Origin of the sequence: Mesorhizobium sp. B2-6-2, assembly GCF_006440615.1 — a bacterium.
Taxonomy (GTDB): domain Bacteria; phylum Pseudomonadota; class Alphaproteobacteria; order Rhizobiales; family Rhizobiaceae; genus Mesorhizobium.
On record NZ_VFUG01000025.1, the window covers coordinates 53,654 to 69,857 of the forward strand.

The 16,204-nt window shown below is 64.6% G+C and carries 14 protein-coding genes; 12 read left to right on the forward strand and 2 right to left on the reverse strand.

Features of this window, described 5'->3' with window-relative positions:
• Nucleotides 1-198 precede the first annotated feature (198 nt).
• From FJ419_RS28475 to FJ419_RS28485, 3 genes are all read left to right on the forward strand, one after another.
• Nucleotides 199-1,020 (forward strand): arylamine N-acetyltransferase, encoded by an 822-nt coding sequence (locus FJ419_RS28475; protein WP_140700573.1) that lies wholly within the window; start codon nt 199-201, stop codon nt 1,018-1,020.
• A 3-nt stretch (nt 1,021-1,023) separates the two neighbouring features.
• Entirely contained in the window at nt 1,024-2,022 is a 999-nt protein-coding gene (locus tag FJ419_RS28480; RefSeq protein ID WP_140700574.1) for an LLM class flavin-dependent oxidoreductase, read from the forward strand.
• Nucleotides 2,023-2,089: 67 nt separating this feature from the next.
• Nucleotides 2,090-2,758 carry an inositol monophosphatase family protein gene (locus tag FJ419_RS28485; protein ID WP_140700575.1) on the forward strand — a complete coding sequence of 223 codons (669 nt, stop codon included), beginning with the start codon at nt 2,090-2,092 and terminating at the stop codon, nt 2,756-2,758.
• Here the strand turns inward: FJ419_RS28485 and FJ419_RS28490 are convergent.
• Nucleotides 2,748-3,767 carry a LacI family DNA-binding transcriptional regulator gene (locus FJ419_RS28490; protein WP_140700576.1) on the reverse strand — a complete coding sequence of 340 codons (1,020 nt, stop codon included), beginning with the start codon at nt 3,765-3,767 and terminating at the stop codon, nt 2,748-2,750. The two genes, FJ419_RS28485 and FJ419_RS28490, sit on opposite strands and share 11 nt — an antisense overlap.
• A gap of 220 nt (nt 3,768-3,987) precedes the next feature.
• Between FJ419_RS28490 and FJ419_RS28495 the strand changes: the two genes are divergently transcribed.
• The 9 genes from FJ419_RS28495 (at nt 3,988) to FJ419_RS28535 (ending at nt 14,371) form a co-directional block, all read left to right on the forward strand.
• Complete coding sequence (locus tag FJ419_RS28495; protein WP_140700577.1) at nt 3,988-5,583, forward strand: sugar ABC transporter ATP-binding protein; 1,596 nt, start codon at nt 3,988-3,990, stop codon at nt 5,581-5,583.
• Nucleotides 5,580-6,875, forward strand: coding sequence for an ABC transporter permease (locus tag FJ419_RS28500; RefSeq protein WP_140700578.1), 1,296 nt, complete (start codon nt 5,580-5,582; stop codon nt 6,873-6,875). Before FJ419_RS28495 ends, FJ419_RS28500 begins: the two co-directional genes overlap by 4 nt.
• 18 nt (nt 6,876-6,893) lie before the next feature.
• On the forward strand, nt 6,894-7,862 hold the full coding sequence (locus tag FJ419_RS28505) for a substrate-binding domain-containing protein (RefSeq protein ID WP_140700579.1): 969 nt from the start codon (nt 6,894-6,896) through the stop codon (nt 7,860-7,862).
• 522 nt (nt 7,863-8,384) lie between these two features.
• A complete protein-coding gene (gene dnaK / locus FJ419_RS28510; protein WP_140544804.1) occupies nt 8,385-10,301 on the forward strand; it encodes a molecular chaperone DnaK in 1,917 nt (638 codons plus the stop codon).
• Nucleotides 10,302-10,502: 201 nt separating this feature from the next.
• Nucleotides 10,503-11,630: a molecular chaperone DnaJ gene (dnaJ, locus tag FJ419_RS28515; RefSeq protein ID WP_140700580.1), complete on the forward strand. Its 1,128-nt coding sequence runs from the start codon at nt 10,503-10,505 to the stop codon at nt 11,628-11,630.
• Nucleotides 11,631-11,777: 147 nt separating this feature from the next.
• A complete protein-coding gene (pmtA, locus tag FJ419_RS28520) occupies nt 11,778-12,383 on the forward strand; it encodes a phospholipid N-methyltransferase PmtA (RefSeq protein WP_140544800.1) in 606 nt (201 codons plus the stop codon).
• Between the two features lie 355 nt (nt 12,384-12,738).
• Nucleotides 12,739-13,335 carry an NADPH-dependent FMN reductase gene (locus FJ419_RS28525; protein ID WP_140700581.1) on the forward strand — a complete coding sequence of 199 codons (597 nt, stop codon included), beginning with the start codon at nt 12,739-12,741 and terminating at the stop codon, nt 13,333-13,335.
• 23 nt (nt 13,336-13,358) lie between these two features.
• Complete coding sequence (gene pyrF, locus FJ419_RS28530; RefSeq protein WP_140700585.1) at nt 13,359-14,042, forward strand: orotidine-5'-phosphate decarboxylase; 684 nt, start codon at nt 13,359-13,361, stop codon at nt 14,040-14,042.
• 41 nt (nt 14,043-14,083) lie between these two features.
• On the forward strand, nt 14,084-14,371 hold the full coding sequence (locus FJ419_RS28535; RefSeq protein ID WP_140547017.1) for a DUF1330 domain-containing protein: 288 nt from the start codon (nt 14,084-14,086) through the stop codon (nt 14,369-14,371).
• A 345-nt stretch (nt 14,372-14,716) separates the two neighbouring features.
• On the opposite strand, the gene FJ419_RS28540 is transcribed toward FJ419_RS28535, so the two are convergent.
• Nucleotides 14,717-15,769: a D-alanine:D-lactate ligase-like protein gene (locus tag FJ419_RS28540; RefSeq protein ID WP_140700582.1), complete on the reverse strand. Its 1,053-nt coding sequence runs from the start codon at nt 15,767-15,769 to the stop codon at nt 14,717-14,719.
• Nucleotides 15,770-16,204 lie beyond the last annotated feature (435 nt).

Genomic DNA, 16,204 nt, shown 5'->3' on the forward strand with positions numbered 1-16,204 from the left:
TTGTTTCGCCGTGGTCCCAGAACCGTGCGCACTTCTGGGCGACATGCTCCTGTTTTGATGCATGTCGTTGTCCCAGAACCGCTGCGCATTTCTGGGCGACATGCATTGGCATGTGGCCCAATCGCAAAGCGTGGCCGTTATTTGCAGCGTTGGCGGGCAGTGCCTATATCGGACCGGTCAAGCCGGACCCGTCCCTGAATGAGCGACTTCGATCTCGATGGCTATTTCGCCCGCATCGGCTATGACGGGCCGACCGACCTTTCGCTGGCCACGCTGCAGGCGCTGCACGCAATCCACCCGCAGGCGATCCCGTTCGAGAACATCGACGCCTTGATGGGCGTTTCCGTCGGGCTCGACATCGCCTCGCTGCAGGACAAGATTCTTGGCCAGGGCCGCGGCGGCTATTGCTTCGAGCACAATCTCATCTTCATGCATGCGCTGAAGGCGCTCGGCTTCACCGCCAGCGGGCTGGCGGCGCGCGTGTTGTGGGGCCAGCCGGATGATGCCGTCACCGCGCGCAGCCATATGCTGCTGCGCGTCGAGCTCGGCGGCCACACCTACATTGCCGATGTCGGCTTCGGCGGCCTGACGCTGACGGCGCCGCTGCTGCTTGAGCCCGGGCTGGTGCAGCAGACACCGCATGAGGCCTTTCGCATCGTCGAGACCGGCGACGATCTTCGCCTGCAAGCCGGCATTGGCGGCGATTGGCGCACGCTCTACCGCTTCGACATGAGCCAGGCCTATGAGGTCGACTACCTGGTCGGCAGCCATTTCCTGTCGACGCATCCGAGCTCGCATTTCCTGACCACGCTGGTTGCCGCGCTCGCTTTGCCCGACCGGCGCTATGCGCTGCGCAACAACCGGCTGTCGACACATCATGCCGGCGGTCGCAGCGAGCAGCGCGAGATCGCGACCGCCACCGAGCTCGCCGGCGTGCTGGAGAACCAGCTCGCCATCGTCATTCCCGACCGCGCCGCCTTCGAGGCGAGGCTGCGGGAAAAACGCATCGTGGAGACCTGACCAATGACGGCCCTTTCGGTTCTCGACCTGTCGCCGATCACGCAAGGCAGCACCGCCTCGCAGTCGCTTGCCAATTCGCTCGACCTTGCCCGCCATGCCGAGCGGCTGGGCTACAGGCGCTACTGGCTGGCCGAGCACCACAACATGCCGGGCATCGCGAGCGCCGCGACGTCGGTCGTGATCGCGCATGTCGCTGGCGGCACCAAGTCGATCCGCGTCGGCGCCGGCGGCATCATGCTGCCCAACCATGCGCCGCTGGTGATCGCCGAGCAGTTCGGCACGCTGGCGGCGCTTTTCCCCGGCCGCATCGATCTCGGCCTCGGCCGCGCGCCGGGCACCGACATGCTGACCGCGCGGGCGCTGCGGCGGAATCTCGAAAGCGCCGACAATTTCCCGCAGGACGTCGTCGAGCTGATGGGCTATTTCCAGCCGGCCGAGGGAGGCCAGCGCATCCGCGCCGTGCCCGGCGAGGGCCAGAGCGTGCCGGTCTGGATCCTCGGCTCCAGCCTCTATGGCGCGCAGCTCGCAGCCCTTCTCGGCCTGCCTTACGCCTTCGCCTCGCATTTCGCCCCGGCCGAGCTCGATCATGCGCTGGAGGTTTATCGCACGCGCTTCCAGCCGTCGGCGCAACTCGACAAGCCCTATGTCATGCTCGGCCTCAATGTCTTCGCCGCGCCGTCGGACGCCGAGGCGAAGCTTCTGTTCAGTTCGCTGCAGCAGGCCTTCGTCAATCTGCGCAGCGGCCGGCCAGGCCAATTGCCGCCGCCGGTCGAGAATTACGACCGCGACCTCGACCCTGCGGCGAAAGCCATGCTTGCCCAGGCGCTGTCCTGCGCCGTCGTCGGCTCGCCGGAGACGGTGAGCCAAGGCATAGACGCCTTCATAAGCCGCACCGGCGCCGATGAATTGATGGTGACGGCGCAGTGCTTCGACCATGCGGCGCGCGTGCGCTCCTTCGAGATCCTCGCCGACGTGCACAAATCCATGTCTAAGGCGGCCTGACGGCGCCATGGCATCTGACATACTCATCTGTTAAGGGCAGGCTCCCCGCCAAAGCGCGAGCCTGCCCATGACCCATGATCTCGACGACCGCATGCATTTTGCCATCGACCTGGCGCGGCGCGCCGGCGAGCTTGGGCTGAAATATTTTCGCGACCTCGACAATCTGACCATCGAGAGCAAGGGCCATCAGGACCTGGTTTCAGAAGCCGACCGCGAGGTCGAGCTGTTCATCCGCGCGGCCATCGCCGAGGCCTATCCGCAAGACGGCACCGTCGGCGAGGAGCACGCGGCGGTGACCGGAACAACCGGTCATGTCTGGGTGATCGACCCGATCGACGGCACCGCCAATTTCGTGCGCGGCATTCCCGCCTGGTGCGTGGTGATCGCCTGCGCCAGGAACGGCGAGACGATTGTCGGCGTCACCCATGAGCCTTCGACCGACGAGACGTTCTACGCCCGCCGCGGCGGCGGCGCGTTCCTCAATGGCAAGCCGATCAAGGCAAGCAACGCGGCGTCGTTGTCCGAAGGCTCGGTCGGCACCGGGCTCTCCAACCGCGCCTCGACCACGAATGTCGTCATTCTCATCGGCCTGATCATGGGCGAGGGCGGCGGCACGGTGCTGAAAGCGGACCCCAAGACGGTGATCGGCAAAGGTACCCGGGTGGTCGCCGGCGGCCGGCGCATCTTTCCGAGGCTGCAACTGCTCGGCGAGAGCTCCTTCGGATTTACGCGCTGACGCTCTGCGCGAGCGCGCCCAGCGGCCGGCAGGAATTGCGGATCATCAGCCGGCCCTTCAGCACGAGCTTGCGCGGCGGCGCGTCGCGGTTGCCGACCAGCCGGTCAAGCAGGAGGTTCGCCGCCTGCTCGCCGATCGCCTGCACCGGCTGCGCCACGGTGGTCAGTTGCGGCACGAACACGTCCGACCAGGGAAAATCGTCGAAGCAGGCGACCGAAATGTCTTCGGGGCAGCTGAGGCCGATGTCGCGGATCGCCTTCATGGTGCCGATCACCATCGGATTGTTGGCCGAGAAGATCGCGCTCGGCCGGTCGTGCAGCGAAAGCAGCTGCATTGTGGCGTTATAGCCGTCGATCTCGTGGAAATTGCCGGAGCGTATGAGCTCCTCCGCCACGGGCAGGCCGGCGGCCTGCAGCGCCTCGCGGTAGCCGATCATGCGGTCATGCATGGGGGATATGTCGGAGGCGCCGGTGATATAGCCGATGCGGCGATGGCCGAGATGGATCAGATAGGTGACGGCGTCGAACACGGCGCGCTGGTTGTCTAGCACCACCGCATCGGTGTCGACGCCGTCGCAGAGGCGATCGAGCAGCACCACCGGCACGTTGGCGTCCCCGACGATGCCCTTCAGGATGCCGCCGTCGCCGACGCGCGCCACGATCAGCCCGTCGACCATGCGGTCGAGCAGCAGCCGGATCTGATCGTCCTGCGTGTTCAGGTCCTCGTCCGTGCAGCACAGCATGACGGCATAGCCGGCGCGGTCGAACGCCTGCTGGATGACCGAAACGACATCGGTGAAGAACGGGTTGGTGATGTGCGGCACGGTCAGGCCGATGGTCCGCGTGGTGCCCATCTTGAGGCTGCGGGCAATGGCGTTGCGCTTGTAGCCGATGTCGCGGATCGCCTGCTCGATGCGCTGGGTAAGCTCCGGACTGACGGTGGCGGTGCCGTTGAGCACTGCCGACACGGTGGCCACGGACACACGCGCCGCCTCAGCCACATGCAGCATGGTCGGCGCTGTGGATTTCCGCTGTTTTTTCCGCCCTGATACCGTCATTTTCGAAACGTTTAGCCACCCCTATTTGGCCAAACCTACGCAAACCCGGCATTTTCCGCAAGAATTGAAATGCAACAATCCTCAGAAACCAGATATGCGCTTGACACATTCGAAACGTTTAGATTAGCGTTCAAAATAATCGAAGACGACGGAGGGAGGCCGTCCTTTGCCCATGCAGCGCATTGATTCCACCATGACTGGCAATGCGGCCGCCGACGGTCCCGCCGTCGTCCTGAGCGCGACGGGCATTTCCAAGCGCTTCGGCGGCATCGCCGCGCTGTCCGATGTGAGCCTGGACCTCCGGCCCGGCGAGGTGCATGCGCTGATGGGCGAGAACGGCGCCGGCAAGTCGACGCTGATGAAGATCCTGTCGGGCGTCTATACCGACTACGAAGGCGCCGTGGCCATCGACGGTCAGGCAGTCCGCTTCACCGGCGTCCGCGACGCCGAGGACGCCGGCATCGCCATCATCCACCAGGAGCTCAACCTCGTCCCCGAGCTCAGCGTCGCCGACAACATCTTCCTCGGCCGCGAAAAGCTGATCGCCGGGCTGGTCGTCGACCGCAAGGCGAGCAGCCGCACTGCCAGCGCGCTGCTGCAGCGTCTCGGCATCGAGCTCGATCCCGAGGCGCGTGTCGGCACGCTCAGGGTCGGCGAGCAGCAGCTGGTGGAGATCGCCAAGGCGCTGTCGAAGTCGGCGCGCATCCTGATCATGGACGAGCCGACCTCGGCGCTGTCGCCGGCCGAGTGCCAGAGACTGTTCCGCATCATCGGCCAGCTCGCGGCAAGCGGCGTTGCGATCGTCTACATCTCGCATCGCATTGACGAGGTGATGCATCTGGCCAGCCGGGTGACGGTGCTGCGCGATGGGCGCCACGTGCTGACGCGGGACATGGCAAGGCTGGACGAAGACGCCATCATCTCCGCCATGGTCGGGCGCGACCTTCTCGCTTCCTCCGATCATGAGCGCGGCCCCGGCGGCGAAGCGGTGCTCTCGGTCAGGGACCTGTCGCTGTCGAAGCCCGACCGGCATGGCTGGCGCACGATGATCGACGGAATCAGCTTCGACCTCGGGGCCGGCGAGATCCTCGGCATTGGCGGGCTGCTGGGTTCCGGCCGCACCGAGATCCTGGAGGCGATCTTTGGCTCCAGCGACGGTCGCACCGGCGGCGAGATTCGGCTCGACGGCGTGCCGGTCGAGATCGGCTCGCCGCGCGAGGCCCGCCGGCTCGGCATCGCTTTGGTGACCGAGGACCGCAAGACGCAAGGCCTGCATCTCCAGGCCTCGATCACCGACAATGTCGCGCTGCCTCTGGTCGGCGCGCTGGCGCGCTTCGGCCTGCGCTCGCGCTCCGGCGAGCGCGGCCTGGCACGCGACGCGGTCGGCGCGCTCGGCATACGCTGCGAAAGCATCGAGCAGGCTGCCGGCACGCTGTCCGGCGGCAACCAGCAGAAGGTGGTGATCGGCAAATGGCTGGCGACCCGGCCGCGCGTGCTTCTGCTCGACGAGCCGACGCGCGGCATCGATGTCGGCGCCAAGCGCGAAATCTACGACCTCATCTTCAAGCTGGCCGGCGACGGGCTGGCGATTGCCGTGATCAGCTCCGAACTGCCCGAGCTTCTGCATCTGGCCGACCGCATCCTGGTCATGGCCGAGGGCCGCCAGCGCGGAATCCTGTCCCGCACTGATGCCAGCGAGGAGGCGATCATGCGGCTTGCCGCGCCAAGACTTGCCACACCAAGACGGGCGGCGAGACCAGCCGCATGAACCTCATCAGCCTTGTCTCCCGCACCAAGCTTTACTGGGGGCTGATCGCCATCTTCCTGATCGGCGTGTTCGGCTCGCCGATCAGCTCCAAGGGCAACAACATCTTCCTGTCCTACGGCAACCTGCTCGACGTGCTGCGCCAGGTGTCGACCACCGGCCTCATCGCCACCGGCATGACGGCGGTGATCCTGACCGGCGGCATCGATCTTTCCGTCGGCTCGCTAATGGCGATCTGCTCGGTCGTCTGCGCCATGCTGCTCACCGTGCCGGGAGTCACGCCGTCGGCGGCGCTCGGCGTGCCGACGACCGCGCTGGCGGCGCTTTGCCTCGGCGTGCTGGCCACCCGCTTCATCCTGCTCAACATCGAGAAATCCCGCGCCGGGGCGGAAGCCGGGCGCGACGCGCGACTGGACAAGGCGCGCGGGCTGATCATTCCGGGGATCGTCGGCGTGGTGCTGTGCTGCCTTTCGCTGTGGTACCTGCTGCCGCAGGTCGAGACCAAGTTTGGCGTGCTCGGCGTGCTGCTGGTGGCGCCTTGCGTCGGCCTTCTGTTCGGCACCATCAACGGCTTCATCATCGTCGCCGGCCGGCTGCAGCCGTTCATCGTCACGCTGGCGATGATGGTGACGGCGCTCGGCATCGCCAGGCTCACCGCCGGCCAGAACAACGCGGTGCTGCCGGTCTATACCGGCTCCAACGCCACCGCCGATTTCGAGATCCTGCGCTCGCTGGTGTTCGGCATCGTGCCGATGCCAGGTCTGTTCTTCCTCGGTGCGGTCGTGATCTACGGCGCGGTGCTGCGCTTCACGCCCTTCGGCCGCTATGTCTACGCCATCGGCGGCAATGAGGAGGCGGCGCGGCTTTCCGGCATCGCCGCCGGGCGCGTCAAAATAGCCACCTATGCGGTGTCGGGCCTGCTCGCCGGCATCGCGGCGGTGCTCTACGTGGCCCAATACCGCCAAGGCAAGCCCGATGCCGGCGCCGGGCTGGAGCTCGACGCCATCGCCGCCGTGGTCATCGGCGGCACCAGCCTGATGGGCGGGCGCGGCAGTCTGGTCGGCACCTTCTGCGGCGTGCTGATCTTCGGCCTGCTGTCAAACATCCTGCAGCTGCACAACATCAATTCGAACCTTCAGCTGGTGCTGAAGGGGGCGATCATCATCGGCACCGTGCTCGTGCAGGAGCGCAACGCCGGCGACCTTCTCAGCTATCTGCGCCTGCCCGGCGGACGGGCGGCGCAAAAGGAAACGGCCGCGGCAAAGCGGCCGTCACAGGAGACCTCGTCTCTATAATCCGGAGGAAACAGGACCATGAAACGACGTGAAATGCTGAAGCTCGCCACCTTCGCGGCGGCGCTTGTGACGACCACCGCGCTCTTTTCCGGCAACCATGCCTTTGCCCAAGACAAGAAGTGGAAGATCGGCTTCTCGCAGGTGACGACCATCGAACCCTGGCGCGCCCAGTTCAACAAGGACATCATCGCGGAAGCCGCCAAGCACCCGGACGTCGAGCTGATCATCACCGACGGCGAGGACAAGACCGAAAAGCAGGTCGCCGACGTCGAGAACCTGATCCGCCAGGAGGTCGACGCGCTGCTGGTCTCGCCGAAGGAATCGGCCGGCCTGACCGGCGTGGTGCAGCAGGCGATCGACGCCAAGATCCCGGTCTTCGTGCTCGACCGCAATGTCGAAACCAAGGACTACACGCAGTTCGTCGGCGGCGACAACAAGCTGATCGGCCGGGCGGCTGGCGAATATGCCGTCGAGCTCCTGGGCGGCAAGGGCAAGGCGGCCGGCAACGTCGTCGAGATCTGGGGCGGCATGGGCACGCAGCCGGCGCATGACCGCCATGACGGCTTCCATGAATTCACCGACAAGGAGCCGGGCATCAAGTACCTGCTCGACCAGCAGTCGGGCGACTGGAAGCAGGACCAGGCCTATAACATCATGGCCAACGCGCTGAAGACCAACGAGAAGATCGACCTCGTCTACGGCCACAACGATCCGATGGCCTACGGCGCCTATCTCGCGGCCAAGGACGTCGGGCGCGAGAAGGACATCAAGTTCATCGGCATCGACGGCCTGCCCAACGAAGGCGTGCAGATGGTGAACAAGGGCGAGCTGACGGCGACCTTCACCTATGTCACGCCGGGCGCCGAGGGCCTGCGCCAGGCGATCAAGTTCCTGAAAGGGGAGAAGGTCGAGAAGACCATCACCCTGCCGACGGAAAAGATCACCAAGGACAACGCCGCCAAAATCCTGAAGGACAACGGGCTTTAGGTTCTGTTTTGAGGCAATTCCAAACGGAAAACCGCTGCGGCTTTTCCTGGAATTGCTTGAAGTCCGCAACCCCCTGCCGGGCCACGCGCCCGGCAGGGCTTTGCCCGAGCGCCAGGCGCTCCCCACAGCTTGCCGCCGGGCGCCAAATGCACGCCGCAATGCTGTTTTTCCGCTCTTTCGCGACCGAAAGTCACGCCCGAAACAGCAAGTCCTGACCTTGGCGATCAGCAGACTTGCGTGCCCTAAGCGGCGCCGCTTTAAAAAAACCAAGCCGGAACAGTGAGATAGATCGACTTCAGACCGGCTCGGGCGCAGAGCGCGGCGGGTCTCTTCCGGGTCGCTGCCGAGACGACGGACAGCTTGCGCAGGATGCTTGCGCCTTGTGTCGCCTGTTCTTATATACGCGCCAGCCGTCCAGCCCTAAAAAGCGGGGACCATGACGGGATTTCTTGTGAACAGGGGCTTTCGTCGGAACGCCTTTTGAAGGGTCCAGAGAGCCTGCTTAGAGGAGAGATTAGAACAATGGCAAAAGTTATCGGTATCGATCTCGGCACCACCAACTCGTGTATCGCCATCATGGATGGCAAGGACCCCAAGGTGATCGAGAATGCTGAAGGCGCGCGCACGACGCCTTCCATCGTCGCCATTTCGAGCGACGGCGAACGTCTCGTCGGCCAGCCGGCCAAGCGCCAGGCGGTAACCAATCCGGAAAACACCATCTTCGCGGTCAAGCGCCTGATCGGCCGCCGCTATGACGACCCGGTGACGGAGAAGGACAAGAAGCTTGTCCCCTACAAGATCGTCAAGGGCGACAATGGCGACGCCTGGGTCGAGGCCGGCGGCAAGAAGCAGTCGCCCAGCCAGATCTCGGCCATGATCCTGCAGAAGATGAAGGAGACGGCGGAAGCCTATCTCGGCGAGAAGGTCGAGAAGGCGGTCATCACCGTTCCGGCCTATTTCAACGACGCCCAGCGCCAGGCGACCAAGGACGCCGGCAGGATCGCCGGCCTCGAGGTGCTGCGCATCATCAACGAGCCGACGGCCGCCGCGCTCGCCTACGGCCTGGAAAAGAAGGACGGCAAGACCATCGCCGTCTATGACCTTGGCGGCGGCACCTTCGATATTTCCGTGCTCGAAATCGGCGACGGTGTCTTCGAGGTGAAGTCGACCAATGGCGACACCTTCCTCGGCGGCGAGGACTTCGACATGCGCCTGGTCGAGTATCTGGCGGCCGAGTTCAAGAAGGAACAGGGCATCGACCTCAAGGCCGACAAGCTCGCGCTGCAGCGCCTCAAGGAAGCCGCGGAAAAGGCCAAGATCGAGCTGTCGTCGACGACGCAGACCGAGATCAACCTGCCCTTCATCACCGCCGACGCCAGCGGCCCGAAGCACCTGACGATGAAGCTCACCCGGGCGAAGTTCGAAAGCCTGGTCGAGGATCTCGTCCAGCGCACGATCGAGCCCTGCAAGGCGGCGCTCAAGGATGCCGGCCTGAAGGCCGGCGAGATCGACGAAGTGGTCCTGGTCGGCGGCATGACCCGCATGCCCAAGATCCAGGAGATCGTGAAGCAGTTCTTCGGCAAGGAGCCGCACAAGGGCGTCAACCCGGACGAGGTCGTGGCGCTTGGCGCCGCCATCCAGGCCGGCGTGCTGCAGGGCGACGTCAAGGACGTGCTCCTGCTCGACGTGACGCCGCTGTCGCTCGGCATCGAGACGCTGGGTGGCGTGTTCACCAGGCTGATCGAGCGCAACACCACGATCCCGACCAAGAAGAGCCAGACTTTCTCGACCGCCGAGGATTCGCAGTCGGCGGTGACGATCCGCGTCTTCCAGGGCGAGCGCGAAATGGCGGCCGACAACAAGATGCTCGGTCAGTTCGACCTCGTCGGCATCCCGCCGGCCCCGCGCGGCGTGCCGCAGATCGAGGTCACGTTCGACATCGACGCCAACGGCATCGTCAACGTCTCGGCCAAGGACAAGGGCACCGGCAAGGAGCACCAGATCCGCATCCAGGCTTCGGGCGGTCTGTCCGACGCCGACATCGAGAAGATGGTGAAGGACGCCGAGGCCAATGCCGACGCGGACAAGAAGCGCCGCGCCCTCGTCGAGGCCCGCAATCAGGCCGAAGCGCTGGTGCATTCGTCCGAGAAGTCGCTGAAGGACTATGGCGACAAGGTCTCGGAGGCTGACCGCACCGCGATCTCGGACGCCATCGCCGCGCTGAAGACCGCGGCCGAAGGCGACGACCCGGCCGACATCGAGGCCAAGTCGCAGTCGCTCGCCGAAGTGTCGATGAAGCTCGGCCAGGCCATGTACGAGGCCTCGCAGAAGGAAGCGGCCGAAGCCGACGCCAAGGCGGACGCCGCCAAGGATTCGGACGTGGTCGATGCCGACTTCGAGGAAATCGACGAAGACGACGAGAAGAAGAAGTCGGCCTGAGCCGGCTGACGGCGGATCATGCGAAAAGCCCGGCGGAAGGCCGGGCTTTTTTGCAATCCCAGTCGAAAAAGTGACAGAAAAACCCGGAGCGGCCCGGCTTAGTACTAGCATCCGGGAAACATCGCTCCTAAATCCAAGAACGTGCCGGCAAACGTCGCCAACAATGCTTGAAGACATTGAGCATCCGGACAGCGGGAAAAAATGAAAGCTGATTTCTACGAAACGCTGGGCGTGCAAAAAGGCGCCGACGACAAGGAACTCAAGAGCGCTTTCCGCAAGCTCGCCATGCAGTTCCATCCCGACCGCAATCCCGGCGACCATGCCTGCGAGCACAAGTTCAAGGAGATCAACGAAGCCTACGAGACGCTGAAGGACCCGCAGAAGCGCGCCGCCTATGACCGTTTCGGCCACGCGGCCTTCGAGGGTGGTATGAACGGCGCCGCGCACGGTTTCGGCGCCGGCGGCTTCGCCGACATCTTCGAGGATATTTTCGGCGACATGATGGGCGGCCGCCAGCGCCGTTCGTCGGGCGGCCGCGAGCGCGGCGCCGATCTGCGCTACAACATGGAAATCACGCTGGAAGAGGCCTTTTCCGGCAAGACGGCGCAGATCCGCGTGCCGGCCTCGATCTCCTGCTCGGAATGCTCCGGCAGCGGCGCCAAGCCCGGCACGCAGCCGGTGACCTGCTCGATGTGCCACGGCCACGGCAAGGTGCGCGCCACGCAGGGCTTCTTCTCGATCGAACGCACCTGCCCGCAATGCCAGGGCCGCGGCCAGACGATCAAGGACCCCTGCCCGAAATGCGCCGGCCAGGGCCGCGTCACCGAGGAACGCTCGCTGTCGGTCAACATCCCGTCCGGCATCGAGGACGGCACCCGTATCCGGCTGGCCAATGAGGGCGAGGCCGGCCTGCGCGGCGGACCGTCGGGCGATCTCTACATCTTCCTGGCGGTCAAGCCGCACGAATTCTTCCAGCGCGACGGCGCCGATCTCTATTGCAAGGTGCCGATCTCGATGACGACGGCAGCCCTTGGCGGCTCCTTCGAGGTCACCACGCTCGATGGCACCCAGACCAAGGTCAAGGTGACGGAAGGCACGCAGAACGGACGCCAGTTCCGCTTGAAGGGCAAGGGCATGCCGGTGCTGCGCCAGCCCAATGTCGGCGACCTCTATATCCAGACGGCGGTCGAGACGCCGCAGAACCTGACGCGCCGCCAGCGCGAATTGCTGGAAGAGTTCGAGCAGATCTCCTCGAAGGACAATTCGCCCCAGTCGAGCGGCTTTTTCGCGCGCATGAAGGACTTCTTCGAGTCGTTCGGCGAAAACTGATTGCCGCAGCCCCGCATTTCGCGCGGCATCGGAAGGGCGATCCGGTGCCCAAGCGTCATCAACACCTTATGCCAGCTTGACGCCTTGCCTTGTTCCACCCACCTGCTAAGTAGCGGATCGGGGGCTGAGCATTGAGGAGAGCTCGTGATGGCACGTAGTCCCGGGTTGCGCAAAGCGCTGGCCGAAAAATTCGACGACGAGCTGAAGTTCTTCAAAGGCTGGATCGACAAGCCGAAAACGGTCGGCTCGATCGTTCCCACCAGTTCCATTACCGCCCGCAAGATGGCGTCGATCGTCAATCCGAGATCGGGCCTGCCGGTGCTCGAGGTCGGGCCCGGCACCGGTGTCATCACCCGCGCGATCTTGGCCCAGGGTGTCAAACCCGAAAACCTCTACGCGGTTGAATATTCGACCGACTTCGTGCGCCACCTGCGCGGGCTCTATCCCGGCGTCAACGTGATCGAGGGCGACGCCTTCAATCTCAATGCCACGCTCGGCGACAAGCGCGACATGGTGTTCGATTCGGTCGTCTCCGGCGTGCCGCTGCTCAATTTCCCGGTCGCCCAGCGCATCGCCTATATCGAAAGCCTGCTCGACCGCATTCCCGCCGGACGACCGATCGTGCAGCTGACCTATGGCCCGCTGTCGCCGATCCCGGCCGGGCGCGGCGACTACACGGTCGAGCATTTCGATTTCATCTTCCGCAACATCCCGCCGACGCAGCTGTGGATCTACCGGCGCGCCGCGCATTAGTTTCTACTTGCGAAAGTGTTCGCGCATCGCCAGTGGCGGCAGCGTCCTGGCGACTGGCCGAAACGCCCCTCGCTTCGTCATCCACGGGCGGAGCAAGGAGCGAAGCGACGCGGCGCAGACCCGAGGATCCATTCCGTGACTTCGAAGCGTCGCGACGACCCAGAATTCTGCTCCGCTGTGCTCTACGATCGGGGTAACGGTATGGATCCTCGGGTCTTCGCGACGCCGCTTCGCGGCTGCTCCGCCCGTGGATGACGAAGTTCATAGGTCGCGACCAATCCTTCGACGTTTTCCGCTCGCCACGCGTTGATTTGAACGCCCCTTGGCTGTACCTGTCCCCGGACAAGGGTGGCCGATGGCAGTGATCCCAAGAATCCTCGTCTTCGCCGGCTCGGCCCGGAGCGGCGCCTTCAGCGGCCGGACTGCCGATGTGGCGCAGAAGGAGCTCGCCATGCAGGGCGCGGAGGTGACGCGCATCTCGCTCGGCGACTATCCGCTGCCGATCATGGACGAGGACCTGGAAAAGGAAAAAGGCATTCCCGAAAACGCCATCAAACTCGGCCGCCAGATCGCCGCGCATGACGGGCTCCTGATCGCGACGCCCGAATATAACGGCTCGATCCCGCCATTGCTCAAGAACTCGATCGACTGGGTGAGCCGGGTACGGCGCGAGGGCAGCCATACCTTTAGGCCGCTTGCCGGCAAACCGGTCGGGCTCTGCTCGTCCTCAGGGGGCAAGTTCGCCGGCATACGTTGCATCAACCATTTGCGCGCGGTGCTGGTGCGCTGCCAGATGGAGGTGATCACGCCCGAATGCTCGGTCTCCGAGGCCGGCGAAGCCTTCGCCGAGGACGGACAATTCAGGGACGCCAGACTACAGCAATCGATGGAGCGCCTATGCCGTACACTGATCGAAACCTCGCGCATGCTGTCCACCCGGATCGAGGCGTGATCAATTTCGCGGAGGCCGACACAATGCGAGACAGGCTGATCGTTGGGCTGGACCTGCCGACGCTGAAGGAGGCCGAGAGTGCGGTGCGCGAGCTCGAAGGCGCCGTTTCCTTCTACAAGATCGGTTACCAGCTCGCCTTCGCCGGCGGATTGGACTTCGCGCGGGAGCTCGCCAGCGGCGGCACGAAAGTGTTTCTCGACATGAAGCTGCTCGACATCGACAACACGGTCGCCAAGGGCGTCGAGAACATCGTCAAGATGGGCGTGACGATGCTGACGCTGCATGCCTATCCCAAGACGATGAGAGCGGCGGTCGAGGCGGCCAGGGGCAGCGAGCTCTGCCTGCTTGGCGTGACGGTGCTGACCTCGATGGACGAGCAGGACGTGATCGACGCCGGCTATGAATACGACCCGCACACGCTGGTGCTCAGGCGCTCCGAACAGGCGCTGCATGCCGGCATGGGCGGCATCGTCTGCTCGGCTGAGGAGGCCGAGGCGGTGCGCCGGATCGTCGGACCCGACCTGGCGGTGGTGACGCCGGGCATCCGGCCGGCGGGCAGCGCCCATGGCGACCAGAAACGCGTGGTGACGCCGGCGCAGGCGATCCGCAACGGCTCCAGCCACCTTGTCGTCGGCCGGCCGATCGTCGCCGCGCCGGACCGCCGCGCTGCGGCCGAGGCAATACTCGCCGAAATGCAATCCGCCTGAGGACCGGCCCTCTTTCGCGAAAAACAAACAGGAGAAAAAGAATGCCGAAGGGATATTGGATCGCCCGTGTCGATGTGCGCGACGCCGAGGGATACAAGGACTATGTCGCCGCCGCGAAGCTCGCCTTCGACCGCTTCGGTGCGAAGTTCCTGGCGCGCGGCGGCGAGCACGAAAAGGCCGAAGGGCCGGGCCGCGCCCGCAACGTCATCATCGAGTTCGAATCGCTGGCCATGGCGCATGACTGCTACCACTCGCCGGAATACCAGCGCGCCGTCGCCATCCGCCAGAAAGTGGCCGACGGCGAGATCGTGCTGGTCGAGGGGATTTAAAGCGGTTCAGCGTTCTCACCGAACCGCCTAACCGCTCCAAGCTTTTGTTCTTACGAAATTCGGACGGTAAACCGTGCATCTGCGATTCGTTGGAGATGTGCCGAAACGTCCCTCCCTTCGTCATCCACGGGCGGAGCAAGGAGCGTAGCGACGCAGCGCAGACCCGAGGATCCATGCCGTGACTTCAACGCGCCGCTACGATCCAGAATTCTGCCCCGCTGCGCCTTCGGCCAAGGTAACGGCATGGATTCCAGGGTCTGCGCGCGTCGCTTCGCTCCTTGCTCCGCCCTGGAATGACGAAGTTGTTAGGGCTCAGCCAATCGTGAATGTCACAACGTCGACCTGTTAACCCAAGAGCCGGTTGGCAGCCGTCTCCGCCATGGCGTCCGCGAGGCTCAGGCCCCACTGCTTGCGGCAATAGTCGCGGAAATCGAAGCAAGGCAGGCCGGGGCAGACTTCGAACTCGATGAGGTGCACGGTGTCGTCTGCCTCGACCCTGAAATCGACGGAAAAGACATCTTTCAGGCCGAGACCGCTTATCAGTTTCTGCGCGATGGCGCGGATTTTTCGGTCCGCCTCCGGCTGACTCGCGCCGACGGCCTCGAGCTCCGGCTCGGCATAGGTGCCGGCATCCTTCGCAGCCTGGCCGGTCCCGCCATAGAGCGCCATCGAATCGGCCATGGTCTGAAAGTCGCCGCCGGAATCGACGAAGACGATGCCGAGCGCTTCCATGCCGGTTTCCTGTCTGAGCCCAAGGAAGCTCGCCCGCACGTTGCGGCCGGCGACATAGGGCTGGACGACGACATCGTCGCGATAATGCGAAAAAACGCGTCGGCTAAGCTCCAGCGCATGGCCGAGATCGCTGACGCGCGAATCCGGCCAAATGCCGATCTTGGCGCCGAGCCGGTTGGGTTTCACGAACCAGCCCTTGGGCGAGGCCGGCGGCTCGACCAGCCATGCGCCGTTGCGCGCCAGGCCGGCCTGCAGCGCCGGCAGGCCGAGCGCGCCGAGCACGGCGCCCGAACGCAATTTGTCCTGGCAGAGCGCGAACAGCGAATCGTCGGCGCCGATGGTGCGCAGCCCGTTCAGCCGCGCCAGCGCCGGCGCTGCGCCGCCACGGAAGTAGGCGATACCGTCGGTCAGCGTCCAGACCAGCGTCATTGCCGGATCGGCCTCCGCCAGAACCGGTGCGGCGTCGTCGAGCTCGACAGGCTTGAAGGCGAGGTCGCGCCTTCCGCAAGCCTCGGCAAGCAGGTTGAATTCCGGCGCAAAGTCGGTCGACTGCGCCAGATAGGACGAGATCTCGATGGCGCGCTCCGTTGGATAACCCTGGGCGACCAGCCGGTCGAAACAGGGCTTTTCCGGTTCGTAGACAAGGATCAAGGTCGGCTGCGGCATCGAAAGCTCCGGGAAATCAGGCGCGTACCATCGCATGCCCGACCTGTCCGGCTTGCGGGAAACCGACGGAACCGAGGCGATTGCGCGACAGTAGGCCGGCTGCCGCATCTCTTGTCTTGATGCAATTCCGGATGGAACACTCCGGCGAAGATTGCTCCCAATACCCCAGCACGGATTTGACCGCGGGCTATGTTTGCCTTGGGAGCGGCCTTGGAGATTAGCCGAAACCCCCATCACGATCGTCATCCACGGGCGGAGCAAGGAGCGAAGCGACGCGGCGCAGACCCTAGAATCCATTCCGTGACTTCCGAGCGCTGCTGCGGTGCAGAATTCTGCTCCGCTGTATTCCACAGCTCAGGTCACGGAATGGCAACTGTGTTCACGCGAATGCGGTTTTGTCGCGAATGATGGCGTTGAGGACGACCAGGAGCTTCC

Coding starts and splice junctions, on each gene's coding strand:
- pmtA (WP_140544800.1), top strand. CDS start 11,778: ATGGCACGTAGTCCCGGGTTGCGCAAAGCGCTGGCCGAAAAATTCGAC.
- FJ419_RS28540 (WP_140700582.1), bottom strand. CDS start 15,769: ATGCCGCAGCCGACCTTGATCCTTGTCTACGAACCGGAAAAGCCCTGT.
- FJ419_RS28525 (WP_140700581.1), top strand. CDS start 12,739: ATGGCAGTGATCCCAAGAATCCTCGTCTTCGCCGGCTCGGCCCGGAGC.
- dnaK (WP_140544804.1), top strand. CDS start 8,385: ATGGCAAAAGTTATCGGTATCGATCTCGGCACCACCAACTCGTGTATC.
- pyrF (WP_140700585.1), top strand. CDS start 13,359: ATGCGAGACAGGCTGATCGTTGGGCTGGACCTGCCGACGCTGAAGGAG.
- FJ419_RS28500 (WP_140700578.1), top strand. CDS start 5,580: ATGAACCTCATCAGCCTTGTCTCCCGCACCAAGCTTTACTGGGGGCTG.
- FJ419_RS28480 (WP_140700574.1), top strand. CDS start 1,024: ATGACGGCCCTTTCGGTTCTCGACCTGTCGCCGATCACGCAAGGCAGC.
- FJ419_RS28495 (WP_140700577.1), top strand. CDS start 3,988: ATGCAGCGCATTGATTCCACCATGACTGGCAATGCGGCCGCCGACGGT.
- FJ419_RS28535 (WP_140547017.1), top strand. CDS start 14,084: ATGCCGAAGGGATATTGGATCGCCCGTGTCGATGTGCGCGACGCCGAG.
- dnaJ (WP_140700580.1), top strand. CDS start 10,503: ATGAAAGCTGATTTCTACGAAACGCTGGGCGTGCAAAAAGGCGCCGAC.
- FJ419_RS28475 (WP_140700573.1), top strand. CDS start 199: ATGAGCGACTTCGATCTCGATGGCTATTTCGCCCGCATCGGCTATGAC.
- FJ419_RS28485 (WP_140700575.1), top strand. CDS start 2,090: ATGACCCATGATCTCGACGACCGCATGCATTTTGCCATCGACCTGGCG.
- FJ419_RS28505 (WP_140700579.1), top strand. CDS start 6,894: ATGAAACGACGTGAAATGCTGAAGCTCGCCACCTTCGCGGCGGCGCTT.
- FJ419_RS28490 (WP_140700576.1), bottom strand. CDS start 3,767: ATGCTGCATGTGGCTGAGGCGGCGCGTGTGTCCGTGGCCACCGTGTCG.